The sequence below is a fragment of the Pseudomonas marginalis genome (genome assembly GCF_008692035.1).
Classification (GTDB): Bacteria; Pseudomonadota; Gammaproteobacteria; order Pseudomonadales; family Pseudomonadaceae; genus Aquipseudomonas; species Aquipseudomonas marginalis.
This window is the reverse complement of the sequence record NZ_VTFG01000003.1, coordinates 108,971-133,482: the sequence shown is the minus strand read 5'-3', so window position 1 is coordinate 133,482 and position 24,512 is coordinate 108,971. Positions and strand designations below refer to the sequence as shown.

General features: G+C 62.7%; 20 protein-coding genes and 2 pseudogenes. 8 read left to right on the top strand and 14 right to left on the bottom strand.

Going from position 1 to position 24,512, the window contains the following annotated elements; genetic code table 11:
- Positions 1-9 precede the first annotated feature (9 nt).
- From FX984_RS30685 to FX984_RS30670, 4 genes are read right to left on the bottom strand one after another with little or no spacing between them, the layout of a single operon-like run.
- Positions 10-873 carry an SMP-30/gluconolactonase/LRE family protein gene (locus tag FX984_RS30685; protein WP_146477613.1) on the bottom strand — a complete coding sequence of 288 codons (864 nt, stop codon included), beginning with the start codon at positions 871-873 and terminating at the stop codon, positions 10-12.
- A 16-nt stretch (positions 874-889) separates the two neighbouring features.
- Entirely contained in the window at positions 890-2,470 is a 1,581-nt protein-coding gene (locus FX984_RS30680) for an aldehyde dehydrogenase (NADP(+)) (RefSeq protein ID WP_146477611.1), read from the bottom strand.
- Positions 2,471-2,480: 10 nt separating this feature from the next.
- Positions 2,481-3,473: an AraD1 family protein gene (araD1, locus tag FX984_RS30675; RefSeq protein ID WP_092359072.1), complete on the bottom strand. Its 993-nt coding sequence runs from the start codon at positions 3,471-3,473 to the stop codon at positions 2,481-2,483.
- Positions 3,474-3,488: 15 nt separating this feature from the next.
- A complete protein-coding gene (locus FX984_RS30670) occupies positions 3,489-4,811 on the bottom strand; it encodes an MFS transporter (RefSeq protein ID WP_027603619.1) in 1,323 nt (440 codons plus the stop codon).
- A gap of 192 nt (positions 4,812-5,003) precedes the next feature.
- Here FX984_RS30670 and FX984_RS30665 point away from each other — a divergent pair, with 192 nt between their 5' ends.
- Positions 5,004-6,740 carry an IlvD/Edd family dehydratase gene (locus FX984_RS30665; protein WP_027603618.1) on the top strand — a complete coding sequence of 579 codons (1,737 nt, stop codon included), beginning with the start codon at positions 5,004-5,006 and terminating at the stop codon, positions 6,738-6,740.
- Between the two features lie 48 nt (positions 6,741-6,788).
- Positions 6,789-7,511: a FadR/GntR family transcriptional regulator gene (locus tag FX984_RS30660; RefSeq protein ID WP_027603617.1), complete on the top strand. Its 723-nt coding sequence runs from the start codon at positions 6,789-6,791 to the stop codon at positions 7,509-7,511.
- A gap of 202 nt (positions 7,512-7,713) precedes the next feature.
- Here the strand turns inward: FX984_RS30660 and FX984_RS30655 are convergent, their stop codons facing one another.
- Positions 7,714-9,840, bottom strand: a complete 2,127-nt coding sequence (locus tag FX984_RS30655; RefSeq protein WP_146477609.1) for a TonB-dependent siderophore receptor — start codon at positions 9,838-9,840, stop codon at positions 7,714-7,716.
- A gap of 282 nt (positions 9,841-10,122) precedes the next feature.
- Complete coding sequence (locus tag FX984_RS30650) at positions 10,123-11,214, bottom strand: NADH:flavin oxidoreductase/NADH oxidase (RefSeq protein WP_108574608.1); 1,092 nt, start codon at positions 11,212-11,214, stop codon at positions 10,123-10,125.
- A 78-nt stretch (positions 11,215-11,292) separates the two neighbouring features.
- Between FX984_RS30650 and FX984_RS30645 the strand changes: the two genes are divergently transcribed.
- A complete protein-coding gene (locus FX984_RS30645) occupies positions 11,293-11,604 on the top strand; it encodes an ArsR/SmtB family transcription factor (RefSeq protein ID WP_027603612.1) in 312 nt (103 codons plus the stop codon).
- An 8-nt stretch (positions 11,605-11,612) separates the two neighbouring features.
- Here FX984_RS30645 and FX984_RS30640 read toward each other — a convergent pair whose 3' ends face one another.
- The 3 genes from FX984_RS30640 to FX984_RS30630 are packed head-to-tail and all read right to left on the bottom strand — an operon-like array spanning position 11,613 to position 13,989.
- Complete coding sequence (locus FX984_RS30640) at positions 11,613-12,071, bottom strand: metallophosphoesterase family protein (RefSeq protein WP_027603611.1); 459 nt, start codon at positions 12,069-12,071, stop codon at positions 11,613-11,615.
- On the bottom strand, positions 12,068-13,114 hold the full coding sequence (locus FX984_RS30635; protein ID WP_027603610.1) for a GGDEF domain-containing protein: 1,047 nt from the start codon (positions 13,112-13,114) through the stop codon (positions 12,068-12,070). Before FX984_RS30635 ends, FX984_RS30640 begins: the two co-directional genes overlap by 4 nt.
- The gene (locus FX984_RS30630) at positions 13,099-13,989 is read right to left on the bottom strand and encodes a hypothetical protein (RefSeq protein WP_223841678.1); all 891 of its coding nucleotides are present in this window, start codon (positions 13,987-13,989) and stop codon (positions 13,099-13,101) included. Before FX984_RS30630 ends, FX984_RS30635 begins: the two co-directional genes overlap by 16 nt.
- A gap of 249 nt (positions 13,990-14,238) precedes the next feature.
- On the opposite strand from FX984_RS30630, the gene FX984_RS30625 reads away from it, so the two are divergent.
- The 4 genes and pseudogenes from FX984_RS30625 (at position 14,239) to FX984_RS30615 (ending at position 18,130) form a co-directional block, all read left to right on the top strand.
- Entirely contained in the window at positions 14,239-15,129 is an 891-nt protein-coding gene (locus tag FX984_RS30625) for a bestrophin family protein (RefSeq protein WP_027603608.1), read from the top strand.
- Positions 15,130-15,273: 144 nt separating this feature from the next.
- Positions 15,274-16,353 (top strand): annotated as a pseudogene (locus tag FX984_RS33340) (HAMP domain-containing protein); the annotation flags it as partial.
- A gap of 348 nt (positions 16,354-16,701) precedes the next feature.
- Positions 16,702-17,217: pseudogene (locus FX984_RS33335) on the top strand (methyl-accepting chemotaxis protein); the annotation flags it as partial.
- A gap of 91 nt (positions 17,218-17,308) precedes the next feature.
- The gene (locus FX984_RS30615; protein ID WP_092359084.1) at positions 17,309-18,130 is read left to right on the top strand and encodes a DeoR/GlpR family DNA-binding transcription regulator; all 822 of its coding nucleotides are present in this window, start codon (positions 17,309-17,311) and stop codon (positions 18,128-18,130) included.
- Positions 18,131-18,432: 302 nt separating this feature from the next.
- On the opposite strand, the gene otnI is transcribed toward FX984_RS30615, so the two are convergent.
- The 5 genes from otnI to ltnD form a co-directional block, all read right to left on the bottom strand.
- On the bottom strand, positions 18,433-19,218 hold the full coding sequence (gene otnI / locus FX984_RS30610; RefSeq protein WP_092359086.1) for a 2-oxo-tetronate isomerase: 786 nt from the start codon (positions 19,216-19,218) through the stop codon (positions 18,433-18,435).
- Between the two features lie 15 nt (positions 19,219-19,233).
- Positions 19,234-20,694, bottom strand: a complete 1,461-nt coding sequence (locus FX984_RS30605) for a GntT/GntP/DsdX family permease (protein ID WP_092359088.1) — start codon at positions 20,692-20,694, stop codon at positions 19,234-19,236.
- A 96-nt stretch (positions 20,695-20,790) separates the two neighbouring features.
- On the bottom strand, positions 20,791-21,435 hold the full coding sequence (otnC, locus tag FX984_RS30600; protein ID WP_092359090.1) for a 3-oxo-tetronate 4-phosphate decarboxylase: 645 nt from the start codon (positions 21,433-21,435) through the stop codon (positions 20,791-20,793).
- Complete coding sequence (gene otnK, locus FX984_RS30595) at positions 21,432-22,724, bottom strand: 3-oxo-tetronate kinase (RefSeq protein ID WP_092359092.1); 1,293 nt, start codon at positions 22,722-22,724, stop codon at positions 21,432-21,434. The genes otnC and otnK overlap by 4 nt, the downstream gene beginning before the upstream one ends.
- A 10-nt stretch (positions 22,725-22,734) precedes the next feature.
- Entirely contained in the window at positions 22,735-23,709 is a 975-nt protein-coding gene (gene ltnD, locus FX984_RS30590) for an L-threonate dehydrogenase (RefSeq protein WP_338137025.1), read from the bottom strand.
- A gap of 185 nt (positions 23,710-23,894) precedes the next feature.
- On the opposite strand from ltnD, the gene FX984_RS30585 reads away from it, so the two are divergent.
- Entirely contained in the window at positions 23,895-24,485 is a 591-nt protein-coding gene (locus FX984_RS30585; protein ID WP_065939735.1) for an amino acid synthesis family protein, read from the top strand.
- Positions 24,486-24,512: the final 27 nt, after the last annotated feature.

The window sequence follows — 24,512 nt, the reverse complement described above, 5'->3', positions numbered from 1 at the left end:
GTCTTGGGGTTAGCCGGCAAAGCGATGGCAAGGCATGCCGGGTACATCGACTTCGATGGCCAGCACCGCGCCGTCCAGAGGGTGATCCAATGGGCTGGCGGCGCTGGTGATATACAAAGTGGTGAGGTGGGGGCCACCGAATACGCAACTGGTGGGGCGACTCACGGGCAACTCGATAATGCGGTCCACCTCCCCCTCGGGCGTCAGGCGCAGCAGGCAACTGCCGTCCCAACGGGCGTTCCAGATGTAGCCTTGACTGTCCATGGCCGAGCCATCCGGCCCGCCGCGCAAGTGCGGCCCGAACCACGGCGTTGCGGGCTCGAGTTGGCCGTCGGCCTGGATCGAATACTGGTAGAGCGTGGCGTCCAGGCTGTCGCCGAAATGCACCTGGCGGCCGTCCTCGCTCCACAGCAAGGTGTTGGGAATGCCCAGGCCGTGGAGCAACGGCGTGACCTGGGCATCCGCATCGATGCGAAACAGGCCGCCGGAGCGCCGCGTGATCGGCAGGTCTTCGCCGTGTTCGCCGATGTTGTTCTGCATGGTGCCCAGCCACAGGCGGCCCTGGGCATCGCAGCGCGCTTCATTGCCACGGTTGCCCGGTTGTGGGTCGGCCACGCACAGCAGGGTCAGGGCTTCGGTGGCCAGGTCCAGGCGGTAGACACCGCTGCTCAGGGTCACCAGCGCATCACCGCGTTCACACGGGATAAACGCCGAAACGTGCTCGGGCAACTGCCAGATCTGCAACTGCCCGCCCATCAGGCGCAGGGCCTGTTTGCCGGCGATATTCACCCAATACAGTGCCTGGGTGGGCGCGTCCCAGAACGGACCTTCGCCCAACTGAGCACGGTGCGGAGTAACGGCGATGCACGACATGTTGCCTCCTGATTATTTACAGCGAGTCGCGGGATGGCGTGCCATCCACCAGGCGCTGGATGCGCAGGGGGTTGGCGTTTTTCAACGCGTCGGGCAGCAGGCTATCCGGGTAGTTCTGGAAGCACACCGGGCGCAGGAAACGGTCGATGGCCAAGGTGCCGACCGAGGTGCCACGGGCATCCGACGTCGCTGGATAGGGGCCGCCATGCACCATCGAGTCGCAGACTTCAACGCCGGTCGGGTAGCCGTTGAGCAGGATGCGCCCGACTTTCTGTTCCAGCAGCGGCGTGAGTTCGGCGAACTGTTGAAAGTCTGCCGGTTCGCCAATGATCGTCGCCGTGAGCTGGCCATGCAGGCCGTGCAAGGCAGCGCTGAGCTGGGCTTGATCAGCCACTTCGACAAACACCGTGGTAGGACCGAAGACTTCTTCCTGCAGCACTTCATCGCCCTCGAGCAACAAGCGCACATCGGCCTTGAACAGCTGCGGTTGTGCCTGATTGCCCGCCTGGGTGCTACCGGCCACATGCTGAATGCCAGGGTGCGCCAGGAGTTTTTCCAGGCCTTTGCCGTAGCTGCTCAGGGTGCCGGCATTGAGCATGGTTTGTGCCGGTTGCTCACCGATCAGTTGGGCGACCTGTTGGGTAAACGCGGTGAACTGCGGCGAGGCGATACCGATCACCAGGCCAGGGTTGGTGCAGAACTGGCCGCAGCCTTGCACCACCGATGCGGTCAGATCCCGTGCGACCGCTTCCGCTCGCGCTTGCAGGGCTTGGGGCAGCACGATCACCGGGTTTATGCTCGACATCTCGGCAAACACCGGGATCGGCTGCGGGCGTGCCGCGGCCATATCGCACAAGGCGCGACCGCCCTTGAGCGAGCCGGTAAAGCCCACTGCCTGGATCGCCGGGTGCTTGACCAGCGCCTCGCCGACGCCGCCGCCGAAGATCATGTTGAATACACCCGCCGGCATCTCGGTTGCTTCTGCCGCACGAATGATTGCATTGGCCACCTGTTCAGCCGTGGCCATATGCCCGCTGTGGGCCTTGAATACCACCGGGCAACCGGCCGCCAGTGCCGCTGCGGTATCGCCGCCGGCGGTGGAAAACGCCAGGGGGAAGTTGCTCGCGCCAAACACGGCCACCGGGCCCAGGCCGATGCGGTATTGGCGCAGGTCCGGGCGTGGCAGTGGCTGGCGGTCGGGTAACGCCTTGTCGATGCGTGCGCCGTAGAAATCACCGCGACGCAGCACCGTGGCGAACAGGCGCATCTGGCCACTGGTACGCCCACGCTCGCCTTTGATACGTGCGGCGGGCAGCGCGGTTTCGCGGCAGACCAGCTCGATGAAGTGATCGCTCAGGCCATCCAGCTCGTCGGCGATCGCGTCCAGGAACTGCGCACGGCGCGCGGCACTCAACGCACGGTACGCGGGATACGCCGCGGCGGCAGCCTTGGCAGCGGCGTCGACTTCTTCCGGCGTGGCCTGGTAGAAATCCTGCGGCAAGGTTTCGCCCGTGCTGGCATCGACGCTGTGCAGCTTGACGCTGCCGTTGGCGCTGCGCTGGCCGCCGATGTAGTTGTGGCCGAGGAACTGGGTCATGTTGATCTCCTTAAAGGGGGGTGACTTGGCCGGGTTCAAAGGCCGCCTCGCTGCTGCCGACGCCATTGACCAACGGCGCGCCGAACTCGGCCTGGCTGATCTCGAACACATCGCCCGGTTGGGTACGTATACCATCGGCGAATGACAGCGTGGCGGTGCCGAAGAAGTGAATGTGCACATCGCCCGGCTTGAGGAACTGGCGGTATTTGAAGTGGTGGTACTCGAGGTTTTCCAGGCTGTGGCACATATTGGCCTCGCCACTGAGGAATTCGTTCCGCCAGATTTCCTCGCCGTTACGCAGGATGCGGCTGGTGCCGGCCAGGTGCTGGGGCAACTCGCCCACGCGCAGTTCGGGGCCGTAGCTGCAACTGCGCAGCTTGGAATGGGCCAGGTACAGGTAGTTCTTGCGCTCCATGATGTGGTCGGAGAACTCGTTGCCCACTGCAAAACCCAGGCGATAGGGCTGGCTGTCCGGGCCGATCACATACAGGCCGCCGATTTCCGGTTCTTCACCGGCGTCTTCGGCAAACGGTGGCACCGGGAAGGCTTCACCTGGGCGCACGACGATGCTGCCGTCGCCCTTGTAGAACCATTCCGGTTGCACGCCAGCCTGGCCGGCAGCGGGCTTGCCGCCCTCCACGCCCCATTTGAAGATGCGCATGGTGTCGGTCAAGGCGCTCTCATCGCCGGCCTGCTGGTGCATTTTGTCCCGCGCCGAGGCACTGCCCAGGTGGGTCAGGCCGGTGCCGCTGATGAGCATATGGGCCGGGTCCGGGTGGTCCAGCGGCGGCAAAATCTTCAGGTCGGCCAACAGTGCGGCGTAGTCATGGCTGTCGCCCAGGCCCAGGCTCTCGACCTGCTGCTGCAACTTGACGCCCGCCTCGATGGCGGCCAGCGCCAGTTCGCGCACGCTGCGCGCGGTACGCACTTCGCGCACTGTGGCGCCTTCTACAACGCCGACCCGGCGTTCACCGTTGCTTGACTCGAACTGAACTAAACGCATCAGACTTCTCCCAGATTAAGTACGTGTGGCGCCACGGGCGCTGGCGGCGAATTGATCGGCGGGCAGTACGTGCTTGCGCTCCAGCACGCGGTAGACCACGCCGGTCAGGACCAGCCCGAACACCATGACCGCGGACAGGAAGTACAAGCCCGAGGCGAGGTTGCCGGTGTATTCCTTGAGCGCACCGATCACGAACGGACCGATATAGCCGCCGAGGTTGCCCACCGAGTTGATCAAGGCAATGCCCGCCGCCGCACTGGCGCCGGCAAAGAAGCGCCCCGGCAAGGTCCAGAACACTGCGGTGCAGGAAAACAGCGCAAACGCCGCCAGGCACAGCGCGGCCATTTGCAGCACCGGCACACTCAGCCAGGCACTGCAGAACAGGCCGATGGCGCCGAGCACATACAGCACCGCCAGGTGACCGTAGCGATCATTCAGGCGGTCGGAACTGCGCGGGATGATCAGCAGGCCGATGATGCCGAAGATGTACGGCACGGCGGAGATAAAGCCGGTGACCAGGTCGGTGCCGCCGAACTGTTTGATCAGGGTCGGCAGCCATAGGCCCAGGCCATAGATGCTCAGGGTCACCGGCAGGTAGAACAGCGCCAGCAGCAACACGCGTTTGTCCTTGAGGGCATGCAGCGGGTTGCCGTGGCGGGTCTGGCCGTAGGCTTGCAGGTCTTTGTCCAGCTCACCGGTGAGCCAGGCCTTTTCGTCGTCGCTCATCCATTTGACCTGCCTGGGGCCATCCGGCAGGTAGCGCAGCACCGGCCAGGTCAGCAGGATCGCCGGGGTGCCGATCACGATGAACAGCCACTGCCAGCCATGCAGGCCGAGGATGCCATCCATGCCCAGCAGGCCGCCGGACACCGGGCCGGTGATCATCATCGCAATCGGTTGGGAGAGGATGAACAGCCCGAGGATCTTGCCGCGATGGCGCACCGGGAACCATTGGGTGATGTAGTACAGGACGCCGGGAAAGAATCCGGCTTCGGCCGCGCCGAGCAGGAAGCGCATCACATAGAAGCTGTGCGGCCCTTGCACGAAGGCCATGCCGATGGTGATCGCGCCCCAGGTGATCATGATCCGCGCAAACCAGCGCCGTGCGCCGAAGCGGTCGAGCATCAGGTTGCTGGGGATCTCGAAGAGGAAGTAGCCAATGAAGAACAACCCCGCGCCCAGGCCATAGGCCGCATCGCCGATACCGACGTCGGCGCCCATGTGCAGCTTGGCAAAACCCACGGCGGAACGGTCCACGTAGGCGATCAGGTACAGCAGGATCAGGAAGGGAATCAGTTTCAGCGTGATGCGCCGAATAAGCCGCAGTTCCTGGCTCATGGGGTCGATCTCCGATTGTTGTTTTTATAGAAGCTCGGGGGACGCCTCTCGCGGAAATCCGCCAGGGTCATACCTCAGTTAAGCCAGACTATATAGTAGGACTATTTGCAAAACAACTCTTCCAAAGCATCGATTTTGCGCTTATGTTTAAGCACGCATAGAACATATAGTCATACAATAAGAGAATCGATCATGTCTGATAAAAAGCCCGGCCTACGCTCCGCCCAGTGGTTTGGTACCGCCGACAAAAACGGCTTCATGTACCGCAGCTGGATGAAGAACCAGGGCATCGCCGACCATCAGTTCCATGGCAAGCCGATCATCGGCATCTGCAATACCTGGTCGGAGCTGACCCCGTGCAACGCGCATTTCCGCCAGATCGCCGAGCACGTCAAACGTGGCGTGATCGAGGCCGGTGGCTTCCCGGTGGAATTCCCGGTGTTCTCCAACGGCGAATCCAACCTGCGCCCCACCGCCATGCTCACCCGCAACCTGGCGAGCATGGACGTGGAGGAAGCCATTCGCGGCAACCCGATTGACGGTGTGGTGCTGCTGACCGGCTGCGACAAGACCACCCCGGCCCTGCTGATGGGCGCCGCCAGTTGCGACGTGCCGGCCATCGTGGTCACCGGTGGGCCGATGCTCAACGGCAAGCACAAGGGCCAGGACATCGGCTCGGGCACCGTGGTGTGGCAGCTCAGCGAACAGGTCAAGGCCGGCACCATTACCCTGGATGATTTCCTCGCGGCCGAAGGCGGCATGTCGCGTTCGGCGGGCACCTGCAACACCATGGGTACTGCATCGACCATGGCCTGCATGGCCGAGGCACTGGGCACGTCCCTGCCCCACAACGCGGCGATCCCGGCGGTGGATGCGCGGCGTTATGTGTTGGCCCATATGTCCGGCATGCGTGCGGTGGAGATGGTGCGCGAAGACTTGAAGCTGTCGAAGATCCTCACCAAGGAAGCGTTTGAAAACGCCATCCGCGTGAACGCCGCCATCGGTGGTTCGACCAACGCCGTGATCCATTTGAAAGCCATCGCCGGGCGCATCGGTGTCGAGCTCGACCTGGACGACTGGACCCGCATCGGTCGCGGCATGCCGACCATCGTCGACCTGCAACCGTCCGGGCGCTTCCTGATGGAAGAGTTCTACTATGCCGGTGGCCTGCCCGCCGTGCTGCGTCGTCTTGGTGAAGCCAACCTGATTCCGCACCCGAACGCCTTGACCGTCAACGGCAAGACCCTCGGCGAGAACACCAAGGACTCGCCGATCTACGGCCAGGACGAAGTGATCCGCACCCTCGACAACCCGATCCGCGCCGACGGTGGCATTTGCGTGTTGCGCGGCAACCTGGCGCCACTCGGCGCGGTGCTCAAGCCGTCGGCCGCCAGCGCCGAGCTGATGCAGCATCGCGGGCGTGCGGTGGTGTTCGAAAACTTCGACATGTACAAGGCGCGCATCAACGATCCGGAACTGGACGTGGACGCCAACTCGATCCTGGTCATGAAAAACTGCGGGCCCAAGGGTTACCCAGGCATGGCGGAAGTCGGCAACATGGGCTTGCCGGCCAAGCTGCTGGCCCAGGGCGTGACCGATATGGTGCGGATCTCCGATGCGCGCATGAGCGGCACCGCCTACGGCACCGTGGTCTTGCATGTGGCGCCGGAAGCCGCGGCCGGCGGACCGTTGGCCACGGTGAAGGAAGGTGACTGGATCGAACTCGACTGCGCCAACGGTCGCCTGCACCTGGACATCCCCGACGCAGAGCTGGCGGCGCGCATGGCCGACCTGAAACCGCCGCAGAACCTGATCGTCGGCGGCTACCGCCAGCTGTATATCGACCATGTGCTGCAGGCCGACCAGGGTTGCGACTTTGACTTCCTGGTGGGTTGCCGTGGGGCTGAAGTCCCCCGGCATTCCCACTAATTGGGATGCTATGATGCCGCGAATTTAAGTCGGAGCATCCCTGTCGTTATGGATCACCAGCCGTCCAAGCCGCGCAAGAGCATGCATGCCCAGATCGTTCAGGACTTGGGCATGCACATCGTTTCAGGTCGCTTCAAGCCCGAAGAACGGCTGCCCATGGAGGCCACGCTGTGCGAGGAGTACAAGGTCAGCCGTTCGGTATTGCGCGAGGCGACCCGGGTGCTCAGCGCCAAGGGCCTGGTGTATTCCAAGCCACGGGTGGGTGCAGTAGTGCGGCCGCGCTTGAAATGGCACCTGCTCGACCCGGACGTATTGTCCTGGTTGATGCAGTCCACGCCCCACAGTGAATTCTTCAATACCCTGGCCGGTGTGCGGCGCATCCTCGAGCCGGAGATCGCCGCCATGGCCGCGACCACCGCCACCGATGAAGACATCGCCACCATCGAAAAAGCCTACCAGGGCATGGAAACCGCGCAGACCCACGAACAGCTGTTGCAGGCCGACCTGGACTTCCACCGCGCCATTGCCGATGCCACCCGTAACGACCTGCTCGCCTATATGTGCAACATGCTGTCGTTGCCGCTGCGCGAGTCGATCAACATCACCAACCGCCGCCCGGACATCCAGGGCCTGAGCCTGCCCCGGCACAAGGCGATCCTCACCGCGATCCAGAACCGCGACGCCCTCGGCGCGCGGCATGCGTCGCTGGTGCAGCTGGATGACACGCGGGTGGCGTTGGATACGGTGATGAATGTGCTGACGCCGTTGTAATGTAAACGTAGTCAAATGTGGGAGGGGGCTTGCTGTGGTGAGCGGGCTTGCCCCGCGTTGGGCTGCGAAGCAGCCCCAATACAGTCACTGCATTCTTTCAGGCTGAACCGGGTCGCGGGTTTTAGGGCCGCTTCGCGCCCCAACGCGGGGCAAGCCCGCTCACCACAGCAAGCCCGCTCCCACACTGGCACTGTGCAGGCCGTTAGAGGGTGTAGGCGATCCCTACCTGCACCGTGCGCGGTTCACCTGGGTAGGCGTACACATTGCCGAACGCACCTTCTTCATACTCTCGATTAAACAGGTTTTTCACGTCCAGGTTCAGCCGCACCTTGTCGTTGACCTTGTAGTAGCTGAGCAGGTCGACCACGGTGTAGGCGTCCATCGAGAAGGCGTTGTTGGAGGTCTGCCCGGCCCGTTCATCCACATACTTGCTACCCGCGCCGAGGCCCAGGCCCTTGAGGGCGCCGTCCTGGAACTCGTAGACGTTGAGCAGGCTGAAGCTGTTGCGCGGAATGTTCAGCAAGCGCGTGCCGCTGCGCAGGGTGTTGTCCTTGGTCACTTCGGCGTCCACGTAGGCATAGCCACCGATCACACGCCACTCGGGGGTGATATTGCCCGCCACGTTCAGGTCGAAACCACGGCTGCGCACCTGGCCGGCGGCGACGCTGAAGGTGGAGTCGAGAGGGTCGGTGGTGAGCACGTTTTTCTTCTCGATCTGGTAGATCGCGGCGTCGACGCTGAGTTGACGGTCCAGGGCTTCCCACTTGATGCCCATCTCGTAGGATTTGCCTTTCTCCGGCTCAAAACCACCGCCCTGGCGACTGGCGCCGGTGTTGGGCTTGAACGAACGCGCGGCGTCGGCGTAGACCGCGACGGTGTCGGTGAGGTCGTAGATCACGCCCACGCGTGGGGTGACCGCGTTGTCGCTGGCTTCCCAGCTTTTACCGCCCGGCACGTAGGTGTGGTAGTCGTGTTCAAAACGCTCGAAGCGTGCGCCGGCGAGCACTTTAAGGCGCTCGGTCAGGGCCACCTGATCCTGCACGAAGGCCGCGTAGGTCTTGAGGTTTTCCTTGTCGTGGGTCGGCGTACGCGTGAGGTTCGGGCGCGCCTGGCCGTAGACCGGGTTGAAGATATCGATTGCATAAGCACCCACTGCGCCGCTGGAGCGCTGGATGATCGACTTGTAGTCGTAGTCTTCGAATTCGACGCCGGTGAGCAAGGTGTGGTCGAAACCACCGGTGGAGAAATGCCCGGTGAGGTTGAGCTGAGTGTCCTTGTCGGTCCACTCCAGTTTGCGGTAGTTGAAGTTGCGGCCCAGGGTGCGACCGTCGGCGGCCAGGCCGTTGGCTTCAATGGCATTGCCTTGCAAGGTGCCGTCCAGCCATTGGAAACCACCGCCCAGGGTCCAGCTGTCATTGAGCAGGTGCTCGAAACGCAGCTGGGCCATGCTGTTGTCGTTGTGCAGTTTGCCGGCGTCTTTTTCACCCCAGAAAGTGTCACGCGAGGCGGTGCCTTTTTGATTGGGGTAGCGCGTCAGGCCACGGTCCAGCGGGTGGTTGTTGCGCATGAAGTCGCCTTCGAAGATCACCTTGGTGTCATCGCTGGCCTGCCAGGTGATCACCGGGGTCACGCCATAGCGTTCGGTCTCGACATGGTCACGGAAGGTGTCACCGCCCTCGCCCACCACGTTCAGGCGATAGGCCAGGCGACCTTGTTCGTCCAGCGGGCCGGAAGCGTCGAGGGTGGCGCGCTGCATGCCCTGGTCATCCAGTTGGCTGCCGAGGGTCACGGTCGGCTCGGCCAGCGGTTGCTTGGACACCACGTTGAAGGTGCCGCCGGGATCGCCACGGCCATACAGCATGGTTGCCGGGCCGCGCAGCACTTCGAGGCGTTCGATGGTGTTGGCGTCGGGCATGTTCGGGTAGCCGCGGTTGATCGGGAAACCGTTGCGGTAGAACTCGCCGGTGGTGAAGCCACGTACGGTGAAGGTGGTGAGCCCCTGGCCGCCGAAGTTGTTGGCACGACCGACGCCACCGGCGTAGTCCAGGGCATCCTGCAAACGGGTGGCGCCGATGTCTTCGACCACATCCTTGGACACGACGCTGATGGACTGCGGGGTTTCATGAATCGAGGTGTCGGTGCGCGTCGCACTCGCCGAACGTGTGGCGTGGTAGCCCTTGACCGGCCCTTGCGCCGTCTCGTAGTCCGCCTCGCCAGTGACATTGGTGGCTTGCAGCTCAAGACTGGCCTTGTCGGCAGGGACAACCTCGGCCCAGGTAAACGGGGAAAACGCCTGAAGCACGCAGAGGGAAATCAGGGTACGACGCATGGATGTTGAACCTAGTGAATGAGCCAGATGGGGCGGCAAACCTGCCAAAAAACGCGGGAATGGTATATCAATCCATTCGCGTTTGACATCTATTCTCATTCACTATTTTTCAGGTAACAGCTTTGTATCGATCTGTAGGAAATTGGACGCGAGCCAAACGTGGGAGGGGGCTTGCCCCCGATATCGGTGTATCAGTCACAGCAACATCGACTGGTCTACCGCTATCGGGGGCAAGCCCCCTCCCACATTTGGATTTTTATACAACTTTAGAAATGGATCCGATCAGCGATAGCGCTCCAGCCAATGGGCGTAAGGCGCCGGCAAGGTCCAGGAGGATTTTTCCACGCCCAGCTCCTTGGCCGCAAAGTACGCCCAATGCGGGTCAGCCAGGTGCGCACGACCGACCGAGACCAGGTCCAGGTGCCCCGCCTGCAACGCACCTTCCGCCAGTTGCGGCGTGCCAAAGCCCCAGGCTGAGGTCACCGGGATGCCGGCTTCGCGGCGCACGCGCTCGGCGATCGGGCCCATGAAGGCCGGGCCCCACGGGATATTGGTGTCGGGGATGGTGAAACCGACGCTGACGCTCAGCAGGTCCAGGCCGCCGGCCTTGAAGTTGCGGGCCAGTTCGATGGATTCGGTCAGGGTCTGTTCGTCACGGCCGTCGTATTCGATTACACCAAAACGCGCGGTCAGCGGCAGGTTTTCCGGCCAGACCTCGCGCACGGCAGCGAGGGTTTCCAGGAGGAAACGGCTGCGGTTGTCGAAGCTGCCACCGTAGGCGTCGGTGCGCTGGTTGGAATGCTCGGAGAAGAAGCTCTGGCCCAGGTAGCCATGGGCGAAGTGCAGTTCGATCCATTCGAAGCCGGCGTCACGGGCACGGCGGGCGGCGTCGACGAAGTCCTGCTTGACCCGAGCGATGTCGTCCAGGGTCATGGCCCGTGGCACTTGCGGCAGGTTGGCACCGAAGGCGATGGCCGACGGCGCGATGGTTTCCCAACTGCGTACATCGGAGGCAGGCATATGGTCGTCCCCTTCCCACGGGCGGTTGGCGCTGGCTTTGCGACCGGCGTGGCCGATCTGGATGCCGGGCACCGAACCGGCGGCCTTGATGGCCTTGACCATGGGTACGAACGCCTGGGCGTGGGCGTCGCTCCAGAGACCGGCGCAACCTGGGGTGATACGTCCCTCAGGTGCTACAGCGGTGGCCTCGACCACCAGCAAACCGGCGCCGCCCCGGGCCATGCTGGCCAGGTGCACGAGGTGCCAGTCGTTGACGATGCCGTCATCGGCCATGTATTGGCACATCGGCGGGATGGCGATGCGATTGCGCAGGGTGACGTCTTTGAGTGTGAACGGTTCGAACAAAGCGGGCATTGAGAACTCCGGGAGCGAGTGGATGATTCGATAGTTCGATGGTAATCGAACTATGGTATTCGATGATAGCCCCCTGTTATGATTCGTTTCATGCGAGCCTTTAAACACCCCACCCCGGAAGACCTGACCCTCGAGCGCCTGTTGTACGCGCTGAGTGATCCGGTGCGCCTGGAGATTGTCCGCTGCCTGGCCGGCGTGCCCGAGGCCAGCTGCGGCGAACTGGACGGCGGGCGCCCCAAGTCCAGCATGTCCCACCACTTCCGGGTCCTGCGCGATGCCGGCCTGGTCCACACCCGCAGCGTGGGCACCACCCATATGAATTCATTGCGCGGCGAGGTGCTTGAGGAACGGTTTCCGGGATTGTTGCAGAGCATCCTGACGCAACGATAAAAGCCGGATCAGTCCAGCAGCGCGATCAGCCGCGACTCGATCGTCATGTCCCGCACGTCCAGCACCGCCAACGTCACCGGCAACTTGAAGCGCCGCCGCCCTGCACTGCCGGGGTTTACGTACAGTGTTGCGCCCCGCCATTCGATCAGGGGCTTGTGCGAATGGCCGGTGATCACCAGCCGAGTAGACGTGTCGAGTAAGGCGGGTACGTCGGCGATATCATGCACCACCAGCGTCCGCCATCCGTCCACCTCCAGCATCAGATGATCGGGCACCTGCTCTGCCCACGGCGCGTCCTGGTCATTGTTGCCACGCACCACGTGCAGGGGCGCGATCTGTGCCAATTGCTGAAGAATCTCAGGGCTGCCGATATCACCGGCATGGATGATCTGCCCGCATCCCTGCAAGGCAGCGACAGCCTCAGGGCGCAGCAGGCCGTGGGTGTCGGAAATCACGCCAACTTTCATAGGGCCTCCGGGGTGGACATCGAACGGTGAAACACCGGCGCGCCATCCAAATATACGCGGTCTTTGCCATTGCCCTTGGAGGCGTAGAGATTGCGGTCGGCACGCTTGAGGACCGCCGACATATCGGCCCCGGTCGTAAAGCGCGTCATGCCCGCACTGCAGGTGTAGTGATGGGGCGGCGCGACACTGCAGCGGATCGCTTGCAGCAGGCGCAGCGCGTAATCGGTGGCGAGATCGGGGTCATCGACCAGCAGCAGCACGCCGAATTCCTCGCCGCCAATCCTGCCGAAACTGTGGCTGCCGGGGGTGGATTTCAGGCACGCGGCCATGGCGCAGAGAATCCGGTCGCCGACATCATGGCCGAACTGGTCATTCTTCAATTTGAAACTGTCGATATCCAACATCATGAAGTAACCGGTATCACCGGCCGCAATCAGTTTGGCGAAGCCCTCCATAAAGGCGCGCCGGTTCAGGATGGAGGTCAAGTAATCCGTCTCGGCCAATTCCCGAAACTCACTCTCGACCAGTAACACGGAGCGCAGGTTTTTCAGGTAGTAGACATTCAAGATAAAGCCGATCGACACCGACGCCGCACAAAAAATAAACACATAGGTGTCGACCCCGTCATAAAGGCTCAGCTGAATGTTGGGCCACGTCAGTAACCAGACCAGGGCGGCGCAGACCAGAAAATCCTGGACCACGATAAACAGGATTGCGCTGCTCATCACCAAGGTCACGGCCAGCGGCAAGGCGAACACCTGCAACGCGGGGCGGGTGTGCACCACATAGGCAAAACCTGCGGACAGCAGCACCATGTAGAACCCGCCCAGCGCCCGCCACAGCACATAATGCGTCACCACCCGGTGAACCCCATACACCACGCACAGCCCCAGCGTGACCAGCACCACCGGCCAGCCGAACATCCCCCCACGATCCACCAGCAACACCGCCAGCCAGGCGAAAATCCCGATCAGTTCGGCCTGGGCGATGGCAGGCGACAACAGCCTCTGCATTCGTGGCCTGAGTTTCACATTTGCCGGCATCCCGTCACTCCCTGTGCATGGGTGGCCGGTGTGTCATCGGCATGACTCAGTTGAAGACTGTGCAGGCAAATCGCAAACGAATAGGCCATGAACCGTCTTACCAGCACGACAAAAGGTGGCAGGACTTCAAGCTGCGTCTTGGAATGAATCTTGAAATAGCCCCGCTCGGCCCCCTCTTGCACCAGACGAATGACGTGGGTCTTGGACACCGAAAGTTGCTCAGCGATGGAAAGATAGGACGATGACCTGAAACTTGCGCCCTGGTTATCCCGCGTACACGCATCGTTATAGATCGCCAGCATCAACATATGCCCGGCATCGCGTTTTACCAGCCAATAACAATCCGGTATCAACAGGTCAATGCTCAGGTTACGGCAGAGAAGCACCGAAAACCCTTTGAAATACCGGGCCAGATAGGCGCGATCATCCAACCCGGCCATTGAGGCGCACACCGCGGGTTCGGGGCACATCACGCCCAGCGGCTCGACCATGGACGTGAGCATCGGCCGGATCTCCGCGCAGGCTTGGGACGATGGGCTGAACAGCCGCAGACGGCTGTCGTCCGGATGCCTCGACACCGTCATGAACCCCAGTGCCCTGAACAGCAGGAAGATCGACTCCAGGCTGTTTCGCGAACAGAACCCGCGCGCCACACAAAACGCTTTCACCTCGGACAGCAAGGGGACCGGCTTGGTGAAATACGTGCTCAATAACGTAAAGGACACCATCAAGCGACTGAATTTCAGCGCCGTCTTGTAGAAAAACGGTCTTTTTGAATAGCACTCCAGCAGAGCCGAATAATGGGTACGAATACACCCGTCAAAATCCATATGGCGCTCAAACGCCCGCGCCGACTGTTCAATCGCCAGCTTCAACGAACCACTGCACATGAGAAAGAGCCCTGATCAAACAACTTGGATTCACTGATCTCAATTGCAGCACCGGTAATGGCGTTTTGCCTTGAGCGCAATCTAGCGTGATTAGCTCAGGGGACATCGTCGTTACCAAAATTGTTCCAAAAAACCCAGGCGGCTTAACCGTTTCAGTCGCCGCGGCGAACCTTCCCCGCAAGCCGGCGTCCGAGCTAAGGCACTGTTGCCTACCGTTCGCCGCGAGGTTGTCGTTTGAAAGCCGCCATCATCAAAAAGTACCGCCTGATCATCAAGACCATGGGCTATGTGGGCTGGTCACTGTTCTGGCTGTTGCTGTGGGACGTCGCCGTCACCGTGGACTTCATGCTGTTCCTCACCGCCAAGATCAATTTGCCGCTGATGCCCCTCACCCTGCTGGGCTCGGCACTGATCGTGCTCATCAGCTTTCGTAACAGCAGCGCCTATAACCGCTGGTGGGAGGCCCGCACGCTGTGGGGCGCGATGGTCAACAATTCACGCAGCTTCGCGCGGCAGGTATTGACCCTGCTGGACGACCCCGACGGCGAAGTGAACCCGGTCAAGGCCACCCTGCTGCGCCGCCACGTGGCCTACGTGAATTGCCTGGCTGCGCACCTCAAGGGCGAGCCGTGCCCTGATGAAGTACGCGCCTTTATCCCCGCCGAGGAATTCGCCCGCAACGGCGCCACCAATAATTTCGCCAATGACATCCTCACCGGCTCGGCGGCGTTGCTGGCCAGGGAATACAAGACCGGGCACCTGGACAGCATTCGCCTGGCACGGCTGGAATCGACCCTGGTGGATTTGTCCAATGCCCAGGGCGGCATGGAGCGGATCGCCAACACGCCACTACCCTACCCCTACGTGTATTTCCCACGCCTGTTTATCTCGCTGTTCTGCCTGATCGTGCCCGTGGGCCTGGTGGAATCCCTGGGCTGGTTCACCCCGCTGGCGTCCACCGTGGTGGGCTTTATGTTGCTGGCCATCGAACGCATCGGCACCGACCTGCAAAGCCCGTTCCGCTCCAGCGAACACCAGATCCAGATGGAAGCCATCTGCGAAACCATCGAGAAAAACCTGCAATCGATGCAGCGTGATGCGCTGGGTGGCGAGCGCATCGGATAAACACGCCCTTCGGCCTAAAGTGCGTGCTCCCGCAGTCGATACAAAGGGAGTACGCATGGGCCACATCCCCTCAAAACAACACATGCGACGCTCGACGCCACTGTTTTCTCCTTGCCAAAAATATAAATACCCGCGGGTGAAGTCATGAATATCAAGCAAAAGTTGACCTGGGCGTTTGCCGCTATCGCGTGCCTGCCAGTCATCCTGGTGGCCGTTATGGTTGTGCTGAACTTGCGCGAGGGGGCCCTGGCCAATTTCCTCGACAGCAGCGGTCGCGAGATCCGTCAGATCGACAACGGCATGAAGCAGTTTTTCGATGGCATCAGCCAGAACGTCGACTTCGTCGCCAAGGACCCGCGCGTTGTCGCGGCCAAGGACCTCAAGAGCTACGCCGGCGCCGACGCCGCGCAAATCCCCCTGACCCAGACCAACAAAGACCTGCTGGCGATTTTCGATCAGTTCGCCAAGAGCCACCCAAGCACCGCCTACTTGTCCTTGGGCCTCGCCGACGGCGGTTATGCCAGCTGGCCTGACGACACCAAACTGAACAACTACGACCCACGCGTACGCCCCTGGTACAAGGCCGCCATCGCCGCCCCAGGCGCCACCGTGCGCACCGGCGCGTATTACTGGGCACCGGACGACGTGGTGCTGATCGGCACCGTGCACACCGTCGCCGACGCCACCGGCAACATCCTTGGCGTGGTCGGCCTGGACGTGTCGCTCAAGCAGCTCACCGAGCTGGTGCGCAACATCAAGCTGGGCGACAGCGGCTACCTGATGCTGGTGGAAGCCAACGGCAACGTGCTGGTGGACCCCAGCGACGCCAAGCACAACTTCAAGCCGATGGCCGACCTGGGCCCCAACTACGCCGAACTGGCCAAGCGCGGCGACGGCGTGACCCAGGTCGACATCAACGGCGTGGCCTACATGGCCAACGTGGTCAGCTCCAAGGATCTGGGCTGGCGCTTTATCGGCCTGATCAAACGCGATGAAGTCATGGCCGGCGCCACCAGCCTCACCTGGTTGATCGCCGCGATTGCCGCCGTCCTGGCCGTGGTGTTCGCGATTGTCGGCGCCAGCTTTGCCAGCGTGATCGTGCGCCCGATTCGCGGGGTGGCCGACGGCCTGCAGGAGATTGCCGAAGGCGAAGGCGACCTGACGCGCCAACTCAAGGTGCAAGGCAAGGATGAAACCGCCAGCCTGGCGGGCTGGTTCAACCAGTTCCTGAGCATGATCGCGCAACTGGTGCAGCGCATCGGTAACGCCTCTTCCGACCTGCAGACCGCCGCCGCCGACACCAGCGAAGTCGCCAATAACATGAACCAGGCCGCCGGCCGCCAGCGCGAAGCCGTGGAGCTGGTAAGCACCGCGTTCAACGAAATGGTGGCCACCGCCAACGAGGTCGCGCGTTCCTGCAGCGCCGCCGCCGCGAGTGCCGACGAAGGCTACCGCGACGTGCACAATGGCCAGCAGCACATCGGCGAAGCCACCGGCAGCGTGCTCAAGCTCAGCGAAGACCTGCAAAAGTCGACCCAGACCATGCAGTTGCTGGAGCAGGACAGCCAGAACATCAACACCATCCTCGACACCATCCGCTCGATCGCCGAACAGACCAACCTGCTGGCGCTCAACGCCGCGATTGAAGCCGCGCGCGCCGGTGACCAGGGCCGCGGTTTTGCCGTGGTCGCCGACGAAGTCCGCGCCCTGGCACGCCGCACAGCCGACTCCACCGGTGAAATCGACAGCCTGCTGGGCAACCTCGCCCGCCGCACCCAGGAAGTCACCCAGCAGATGCAAGGCAGCCTGCTCGTGTCCCACACCAGCGTGGAACGCATCCAGCAGGCCCGCGACAGCTTCGACAAGATCCAAGGCTCGGTGGACTCGATCCGCGACCAGAACACCCAGATCGCCACAGCGGCCGAAGAACAGCACCAGGTGGCCGAAGAGATCAACCGGCACATCGCGCAGATCCATGCCGATGCGCAACTGGTCGAAGGCTTTGCCCACTCGGCGCAGACCGGATCAGGACGGTTGACGGATATTTCCGGTCAGCTCAAGGGGTTGGTGGGGCGGTTCAAGTTCTGACCGCTGTCACACCGGGGTCGCCGGCGGGGGCGTGTATTGGCTACTATAGCCACGCACTCCCCGCCTCTTACCCAACCACTGCGGAGCCTTAATGCCCAACCCGAAGGACACGGCCACCGACAGCAGCACCCCGATGATTCCCGAGCAGCGTCGCGAACAGATCCTGCGACAGTTGCGCAAGCATCAGGTGATGAGCGTGCACCAGTTGATGGAGATGTTCGACTGCTCGCACATGACCGTGCGCCGCGATATCGCCCTGCTGGAGCAGGAAGGCCGGGCGTACTCCGTCACCGGTGGGGTCAGGATCGCCAGCCAGATGCACAGCGAACCCAGCCATCAATCCAAAGCCGTGGTGGAGTTGCCGCAAAAGCAGGCCATGGCACGACTGGCCGCACGGTTGCTGCACGCGGACATGACGGTGTACCTGGATGCCGGCACCAGCACCCTGGAGATCGTCCCGTATATCAAGGCGCTGTCGGGGATGACGGTGGTCACCAACGACTTCGGGATCGTGCAGGCCCTGATGGATGCGACGCAGGTCACGGTGATCCACACCGGCGGCCAACTGGACCATGACAACCATTCTTCCGTCGGCGGGCTGGCCGTGGCGACCCTGCGCCAGGTGGTCACGGACATCGCCTTTGTCTCCACCAGCTCCTGGGATCTGCACCGAGGCATCACCACCCCCTCGGCGCTGAAAGTCGAGGTCAAGCAAGTGGCGATGCAATCGGCGTCCCAGGTGGTGTTGGTGGCGAGCAGCTCCAAATACGGCACCTTCAGCATGTACCGCATCGCCGGGCTGGAACCGTTCGACGTGATCATCAGCGACGACGCCCTGGCCCCGGCAGCGGCAGATGGCATCCGCAAGCGCGGGATTGAATTGATGCTGCCGGGTGATCCGTTGCCGGCCTGATCCCCTTCCTTTGTGGGTGATGTCGAGCTTTAGCTAGGCTTCGATAGCGGCGGCAGGGTTGGCAGATGTGTTGGCTGACACACAGCTATCGGGGGCAAGCCCCCTCCCACATTTGATTGAGGTTGGCAGGTGGGAAGTTGGTCACCGCTGGTCCCCTGTGGGAGATGTCGAGCTTTAGCGAGGCTTCGATGGCGGCGGCATGGTTGGTAGTTGTGTTGGCTGACACACCGCTATCGGGGGCAAGTCGAATCGTCGCACCGCCCCTCCCACATTTGAACCTAACCAACACAGAGGCTCGTCGACTACCGAGCCGCTTTCCAGTCGCGCAACCACTGCAGGCCGGCCGAGGTATCGGCCTTTGGCCGGTATTCGCAGCCGATCCAGCCGTCGTAGCCCAACTGGTCCATCAGTTCGAACAGGAACCCATAGTTCAGCTCGCCCAGGTCTGGCTCGTGACGGTCCGGTACCCCGGCAATCTGGATATGGCCAATGCCATCGAAGTCGCGGCGCAGTTTGGTGGCCAAGTCGCCTTCGACGATCTGGCAGTGGTAGCAGTCGAACTGCACCTTGAGGTTGCGCGCGCCGACCTCCCGGCAGATGGCCTGGGCCTGGGCCTGGCGATTGAGGAAAAACCCCGGCATGTCGCGGGTGTTGATCGGTTCCAGCAACACGGTGACGCCGACCTTGGCCGCCGCCGCGCTGGCGTAGGCGAGGTTTTCCAGGTACACGGCCTGGTGGCGCTGGCGCAGGCTTTCCGAGGGCAGCAGGCCGGCCATGACGTGCACGCGGTCGTTGCCGAGCACGGCGGCGTATTCCAACGCGCGGTCGAAGCCACTGCGAAACTCCGCCTCACGCCCCGGCAGCGTGGCGATGCCGCGCTCCCCCGCCGCCCAATCGCCCGGTGGTGCATTGAACAGGGCCTGGACCAGGCCGTTGTCACTCAGGCGTTGCTTGAGTGCCTCGGCGCTGTAGTCGTAGGGGAACAGGTATTCCACCGCGTCGAAACCATCGGCCTTCGCCGCCGCGAAGCGCTCGAGAAAATCATGTTGCGGGTACAGCATGCTCAGGTTGGCAGCAAAACGAGGCATAAAAGCTCCCAAGAGTCAGACAAAAGGCCAGATCAGCAGGGTAATCAAGAAACCCAAGGTGCCGAGCAAGGTGGTGATCACCGTCCACGTGCGCAGACCGTCGGCCACGTTGAGCCCGGCGAGCTTGGTGAAGATCCAGTAGCCGGCGTCGTTGATATGCGACATCGCCAGCCCGCCACCGCCCATGGCCAGGCACAGCAGCGCCAGGTGGTTGGGCGTAAGGTTGAGGGTCACGATCAGCGGGCTGATGATCCCCGCCGTGGTCACCAGGGCCACGGTGGTCGAACCCTGCACCGCGCGCAGCAGCATGGTCAACAAAAAGCCCAGGGCCAGTACCGGCAGGCCGGTGGTGCGCAGCATGTCGGAGACTACCGCGCCGATGCCGGTGTCCACCAGCACCTTGCCGAACACACCACCGGCGCCGGCGATCAGGATCACCATCGCCACGCCCGGCAACGCCGAGCCGATCACGTCAGAGACCTGGCTGCGGCTCCAGCCACGGCGCGAGCCGAGCAGCCAGGCACACAGCAAGGTGTCGATCAGCAGCGCCACCAGCGGCGCGCCGAGTACGGTCATCACCCCACGCAGGGTCGAGTCGACCGGCAGCAGCGACGTGGCCAGGGTGCCCAGCAAAATCAGCACAATCGGCAGCAGGATCAGGCTGACAATCAGGCCAAAACCGGGCGCAGGCGCCGCCGGCAGCTTGGCGGCGATGGCGCTGGTGGACTCTTCCAGGCCCATAGGGGACTCGGCCACAGCGCTCTGTTGCACCGCCTGGTGATTGCCGTTGGTCCAGGCCCGCAGGTCTTCATTGGTCACGTGAGGGCCATAGACTTCGGCACGGATATCGTCGGTCATCGGATAGAAGCGTCGGGTCATGCGCCCCGCCACGCGGTAACCGATGTAGCACAGCAACGCGGTGATCGGCAGGCCGAACATCAGCACCCGGCCCAGGTCGGCGCCCAGTTGGCTGGCGGCGGCCACGGCGCCTGGATGGGGCGGCAGGAAGGCATGCACGGTGAGCAGCGCCGCACACATCGGCAAGGCGAACACCAGCAGCGGCTTGCGCGCCCGGCGTGCCACGCCATAGGCCAACGGCATCAGGATGATCACCCCGACTTCAAAGAACACCGGCACGCCGATGATGAACCCGGCGATGGTCAGCGCCAGCGGCGTACGGCTGTTGCCGAAGCGCTCGATCAGCGACTTGGCCAGGGCCTCGGCACCGCCGGACAGCTCGATGATCCGCCCGATCATCGCGCCCAGGGCAATGATGATCGCGATATGGCCAAGGGTCTTGCCCATGCCGCCCTCGATCGTCGCCACCAGGTCAGCCGGTTTCACCCCGGCCACCAGCGCCACCACGATACTCACCAGCATCAACGCGACAAACGGCTGGAATTTGTACCTGAGGACCAGAAACAGCAGCAGCGCGATACCCGCGCCAGCGGTCAACATCAAAATCAGTGGGCTCATTCAAGAATGTCCTGTTGTTATTGTTTTTCAGGCAAGCCGGGTCCGTCGAGCGTCAAACCAGGCACTCGGGCAGCACTTGCCGTGTCGTCTTGCGGGTTACCAGTGCGCGCCGAAGGTCTCGCGCAATTCATCCAGTGCCGCCTGATCCAGCGGCGCCGGCCGAGGGTTGCTCATCAACCACAGCCGTGCGGTTTCTTCCAACTCTTCCAGCGCGTAGCTGGCCTTGGCCACCGAGCTTTCCCAGACCACCGGACCGAGGCGTTCAAGCATCACCCCACGCACGCGGTTGGCCAGTTGCGCGACTTGCTCGGCGACGTTGGGCGAACCCGGACGCTGATAGCCGATCAAGGGAATGTGACCGACCTTCATCACCTGGTAAGGCGTGAGCGGCGGCAAGATATCCTCCGCACTCCACACGCCTGCCAGGGTCAGCGCAACCAGGTGGGTGGAGTGGGTGTGCACCACACCGCCCACCGAGGGGTTGCGGTCATACACCTGGCGATGCAGGGCCAAGGTCTTCGAAGGTTTGTCCCCGGACACCCACTCGCCTTTCAGGTTGACCTTGGCAATAGCACCTGGCACGAGGCGCCCGAGGCAGGCATCGGTGGGGGTGATCAGCCAGCCATCGTCGAGGCGCGCACTGATATTGCCGGCGCTGCCGACGGTGTAGCCACGTTGATACAGGCTGTGGCCGACATCGCAGATTTCTTCGCGCAGGGCCTGTTCGTCGATGCCAGTCACTGGGCACCTCCGGCCAACTGCGCGAGGGCTTTGGCGAAGAACTCACGGCCACCGAAGTTGCCGGATTTGAGCGCCAGTGCCAGGGGCTCGGCGGAACTGCTGACGGTGGCCGGCACACCAGGGTCGATCTGCGCACCAATCTGCAATAGGTTGACGCCGAGGGCCTTGACCACCGCGCCAGAGGTTTCGCCGCCGGCGATCACGAAACGCCGCACGCCTTGCTCGCGCAAGCCCGAGGCGATCTCGCCCAAGGCGTTCTCCACCAGGGCGCCAGCGCGTTCGACACCCAGCTGTTGCTGCACCGCCTTGACCTCAGCCGGGGTGCTGGTGGCGTAGATCAATACGGTGTGTGCACTGTCGCGGGCAAACGCCAGGGCCTGCGCCACCACCGGCTCACCGGCAGCCAGGGCCAACGGATCAATGCGCAACGCCGGGCGACCCGCCTCTAACCAGGCCGCAACCTGGCCGAGGGTCGCCACCGAAGCACTGCCGGCGAGCACCACCTCGCCACCGCTGATAGTCGGCAGCGTCGCCGCATCGAAGTCGCGCAGCTTACCGGCACGGCGGAAATTGCCTGGCAAACCCAAGGCCAGGCCCGAGCCACCCGTGAGCAAAGGCAAGTCGGCGCAGGCGCTGCCGAGGGTGTAGAGGTCTTGATCGGACAGCGCATCGGCGATGGCAATGCCCACGCCTTGCTCGCGCAGTTCGGCGATTTTTTTACGGGTCGCCTCGACGCCCGCGGCGATGCTGTCGTACCGCAGCAGCCCGACCGGCAGTTGCGTCTGGCTCTGCAGCACGCGCACCAGATTCGCGTCGCCCATGGGCGTCAGCGGGTGATGTTGCATGCCCGACTCATTGAGCAGCTGGTCCTGCACAAACAGGTGGCCACGGAAAATCGTCCGGCCGTTTTCCGGGAACGCCGGGCAGGCCAGGGTAAAATCACTGCCCAGCGCCTTGAGCAAGGCCTCGCTGACCTGGCCGATATTGCCGGCGGCAGTGGAGTCGAATGTGGAGCAATACTTGAAAAAAATCTGTTCGCAGCCCTGCTCGCGCAGCCAGTCCAGCGCGGCCAGGGATTCCTCGACAGCCTCTGCGACCGGCGTGGTACGCGACTTGAGGGCGATGACGATGGCGTCCGCATCCAGCCCGTCCGCGACTTCGCGGCTGGGGATGCCAATGCTCTGCACCGTGCGCATACCGCCGCGCACCAGCATGTTGGCCAGGTCGGTGGCGCCGGTGAAATCGTCGGCGATGCAGCCCAGCAACGGGCGCGTGGTGTGATTAGTCATAAAGCGTTCCTTACACCGGCTCGGGCTTGGCGGTCGGCAGGTCGATGCCGGGGAAAATCTTGATCACCGCCGAGTCGTCCTCGCGGCCAAAACCGGCGCTGGAAGCCTGCATGAACATCTGGTGCGCAGTGGCCGACAACGGCAGCGGAAACTTGCTCGCACGCGCGGTATCCAGCACCAGGCCGAGGTCCTTGACGAAAATATCCACCGCCGACAGTGGCGTGTAGTCGGCCTTGAGAATGTGCGGCACGCGGTTTTCGAACATCCAGGAATTGCCGGCGCTGTGGGTGATCACCTCGTACAAGGCATCGGCGTCCACCCCTTCGCGCAGGCCCAGGGCCATGGCTTCGGCGGAGGCGGCGATATGCACGCCGGCGAGCAACTGGTTGATGATCTTGACCTTGGAGCCCAAGCCATGGACGTCGCCCAGGCGATACACCTTGCCGGCCATGCCCGCCAGCACTGCATCGGCCTTGGCATAGGCGGCCTGCGGGCCGGAGGTCATCATGGTCATCTCACCGGCGGCAGCCTTGGCCGCACCGCCGGAAATCGGCGCATCCAGGTACAGCAGGCCGTGTTCGCCCAGGCGCCGGCCGAGGTCCACGGCGTAGGTCGGGGCCACGGTGGCACAGCCGATCACCAGGCTGGCGGGACGCAGCGCCGCCACGGCACCGCCCTCACCGAACAGCACGGTCTCGGTCTGCTCGGCGTTGACCACCACGGTGATGATCACATCACAGGCCTCGGCCATCTGCGCCGGTGACGCGCACGCCACCCCGCCTTCGCTGGCGAACTGCTGGGTCACCGCGTCGCGCACATCACAGGCATGCACATTAAAGCCTGCGCGCAACAGCGAGCGGGCAATGCCCAGCCCCATCGCGCCCAGACCGATCACACCGACATTCTTATTATTCATGGGGTACTCCAGGGGTAAACGGCGGCTGACACCACACCGGCGAGCCGCGTTGGAATTGGGATCGATCATCCACCAATGAACAGATTATGTGAAGTATTTTTTCAATCTAACATTTTTTAACATCACCCCAAGAAGAGTTTCACCCCCCCCTTTATCGCCGTCCCCCACGCAAACTCATTTGCGACCCTTGTGCTTTGCGTATTATGGTATACCATCATACGCAATCCACTCCCCCACACCTGATGGAGCCGCTCATGAGTTTCGAAATCCGCAAGATCGTCAGCTACGTAGAAGAAACCTTTATCGAAGGCGGCAAGGCCGCGGACACCCCGGTGAAAATGGTCGGCCTCGCCGTGGTGCTGAAGAACCCATGGCTGGGTCGTGGCTTCGTCGAAGACTTGAAGCCCGAGATCCGGGCCAATTGCTCCGACCTCGGCGCGCTGATGGTCGAGCGCCTGGTGGGCATCATTGGCGGCGCCGAAAACATCGAGGCGTATGGCAAGGCTGCCGTGGTCGGGGCCGATGGCGAGATCGAACACGCGAGCGCGATCATCCATACCCTGCGCTTCGGCAATCACTACCGTGAAGCGGTCAAGGCCAAGAGCTACCTGAGCTTCACCAACAAGCGCGGCGGGCCGGGCACCTCGATCCAGATCCCGATGATGCACAAGGACGACGAAGGCCTGCGTTCGCACTACATCACCCTGGAAATGCACATCGAGGATTCGCCGCGCGCCGATGAAATCGTCGTGGTATTGGGCTGCGCCGATGGCGGCCGCCTGCACCCTCGTATCGGCAACCGCTATATCGACCTGGAAGAGCTGGCCGCTGAAAAAGCCCAGTAAGCAAGACCGGCCAAAACAAAAAGCATG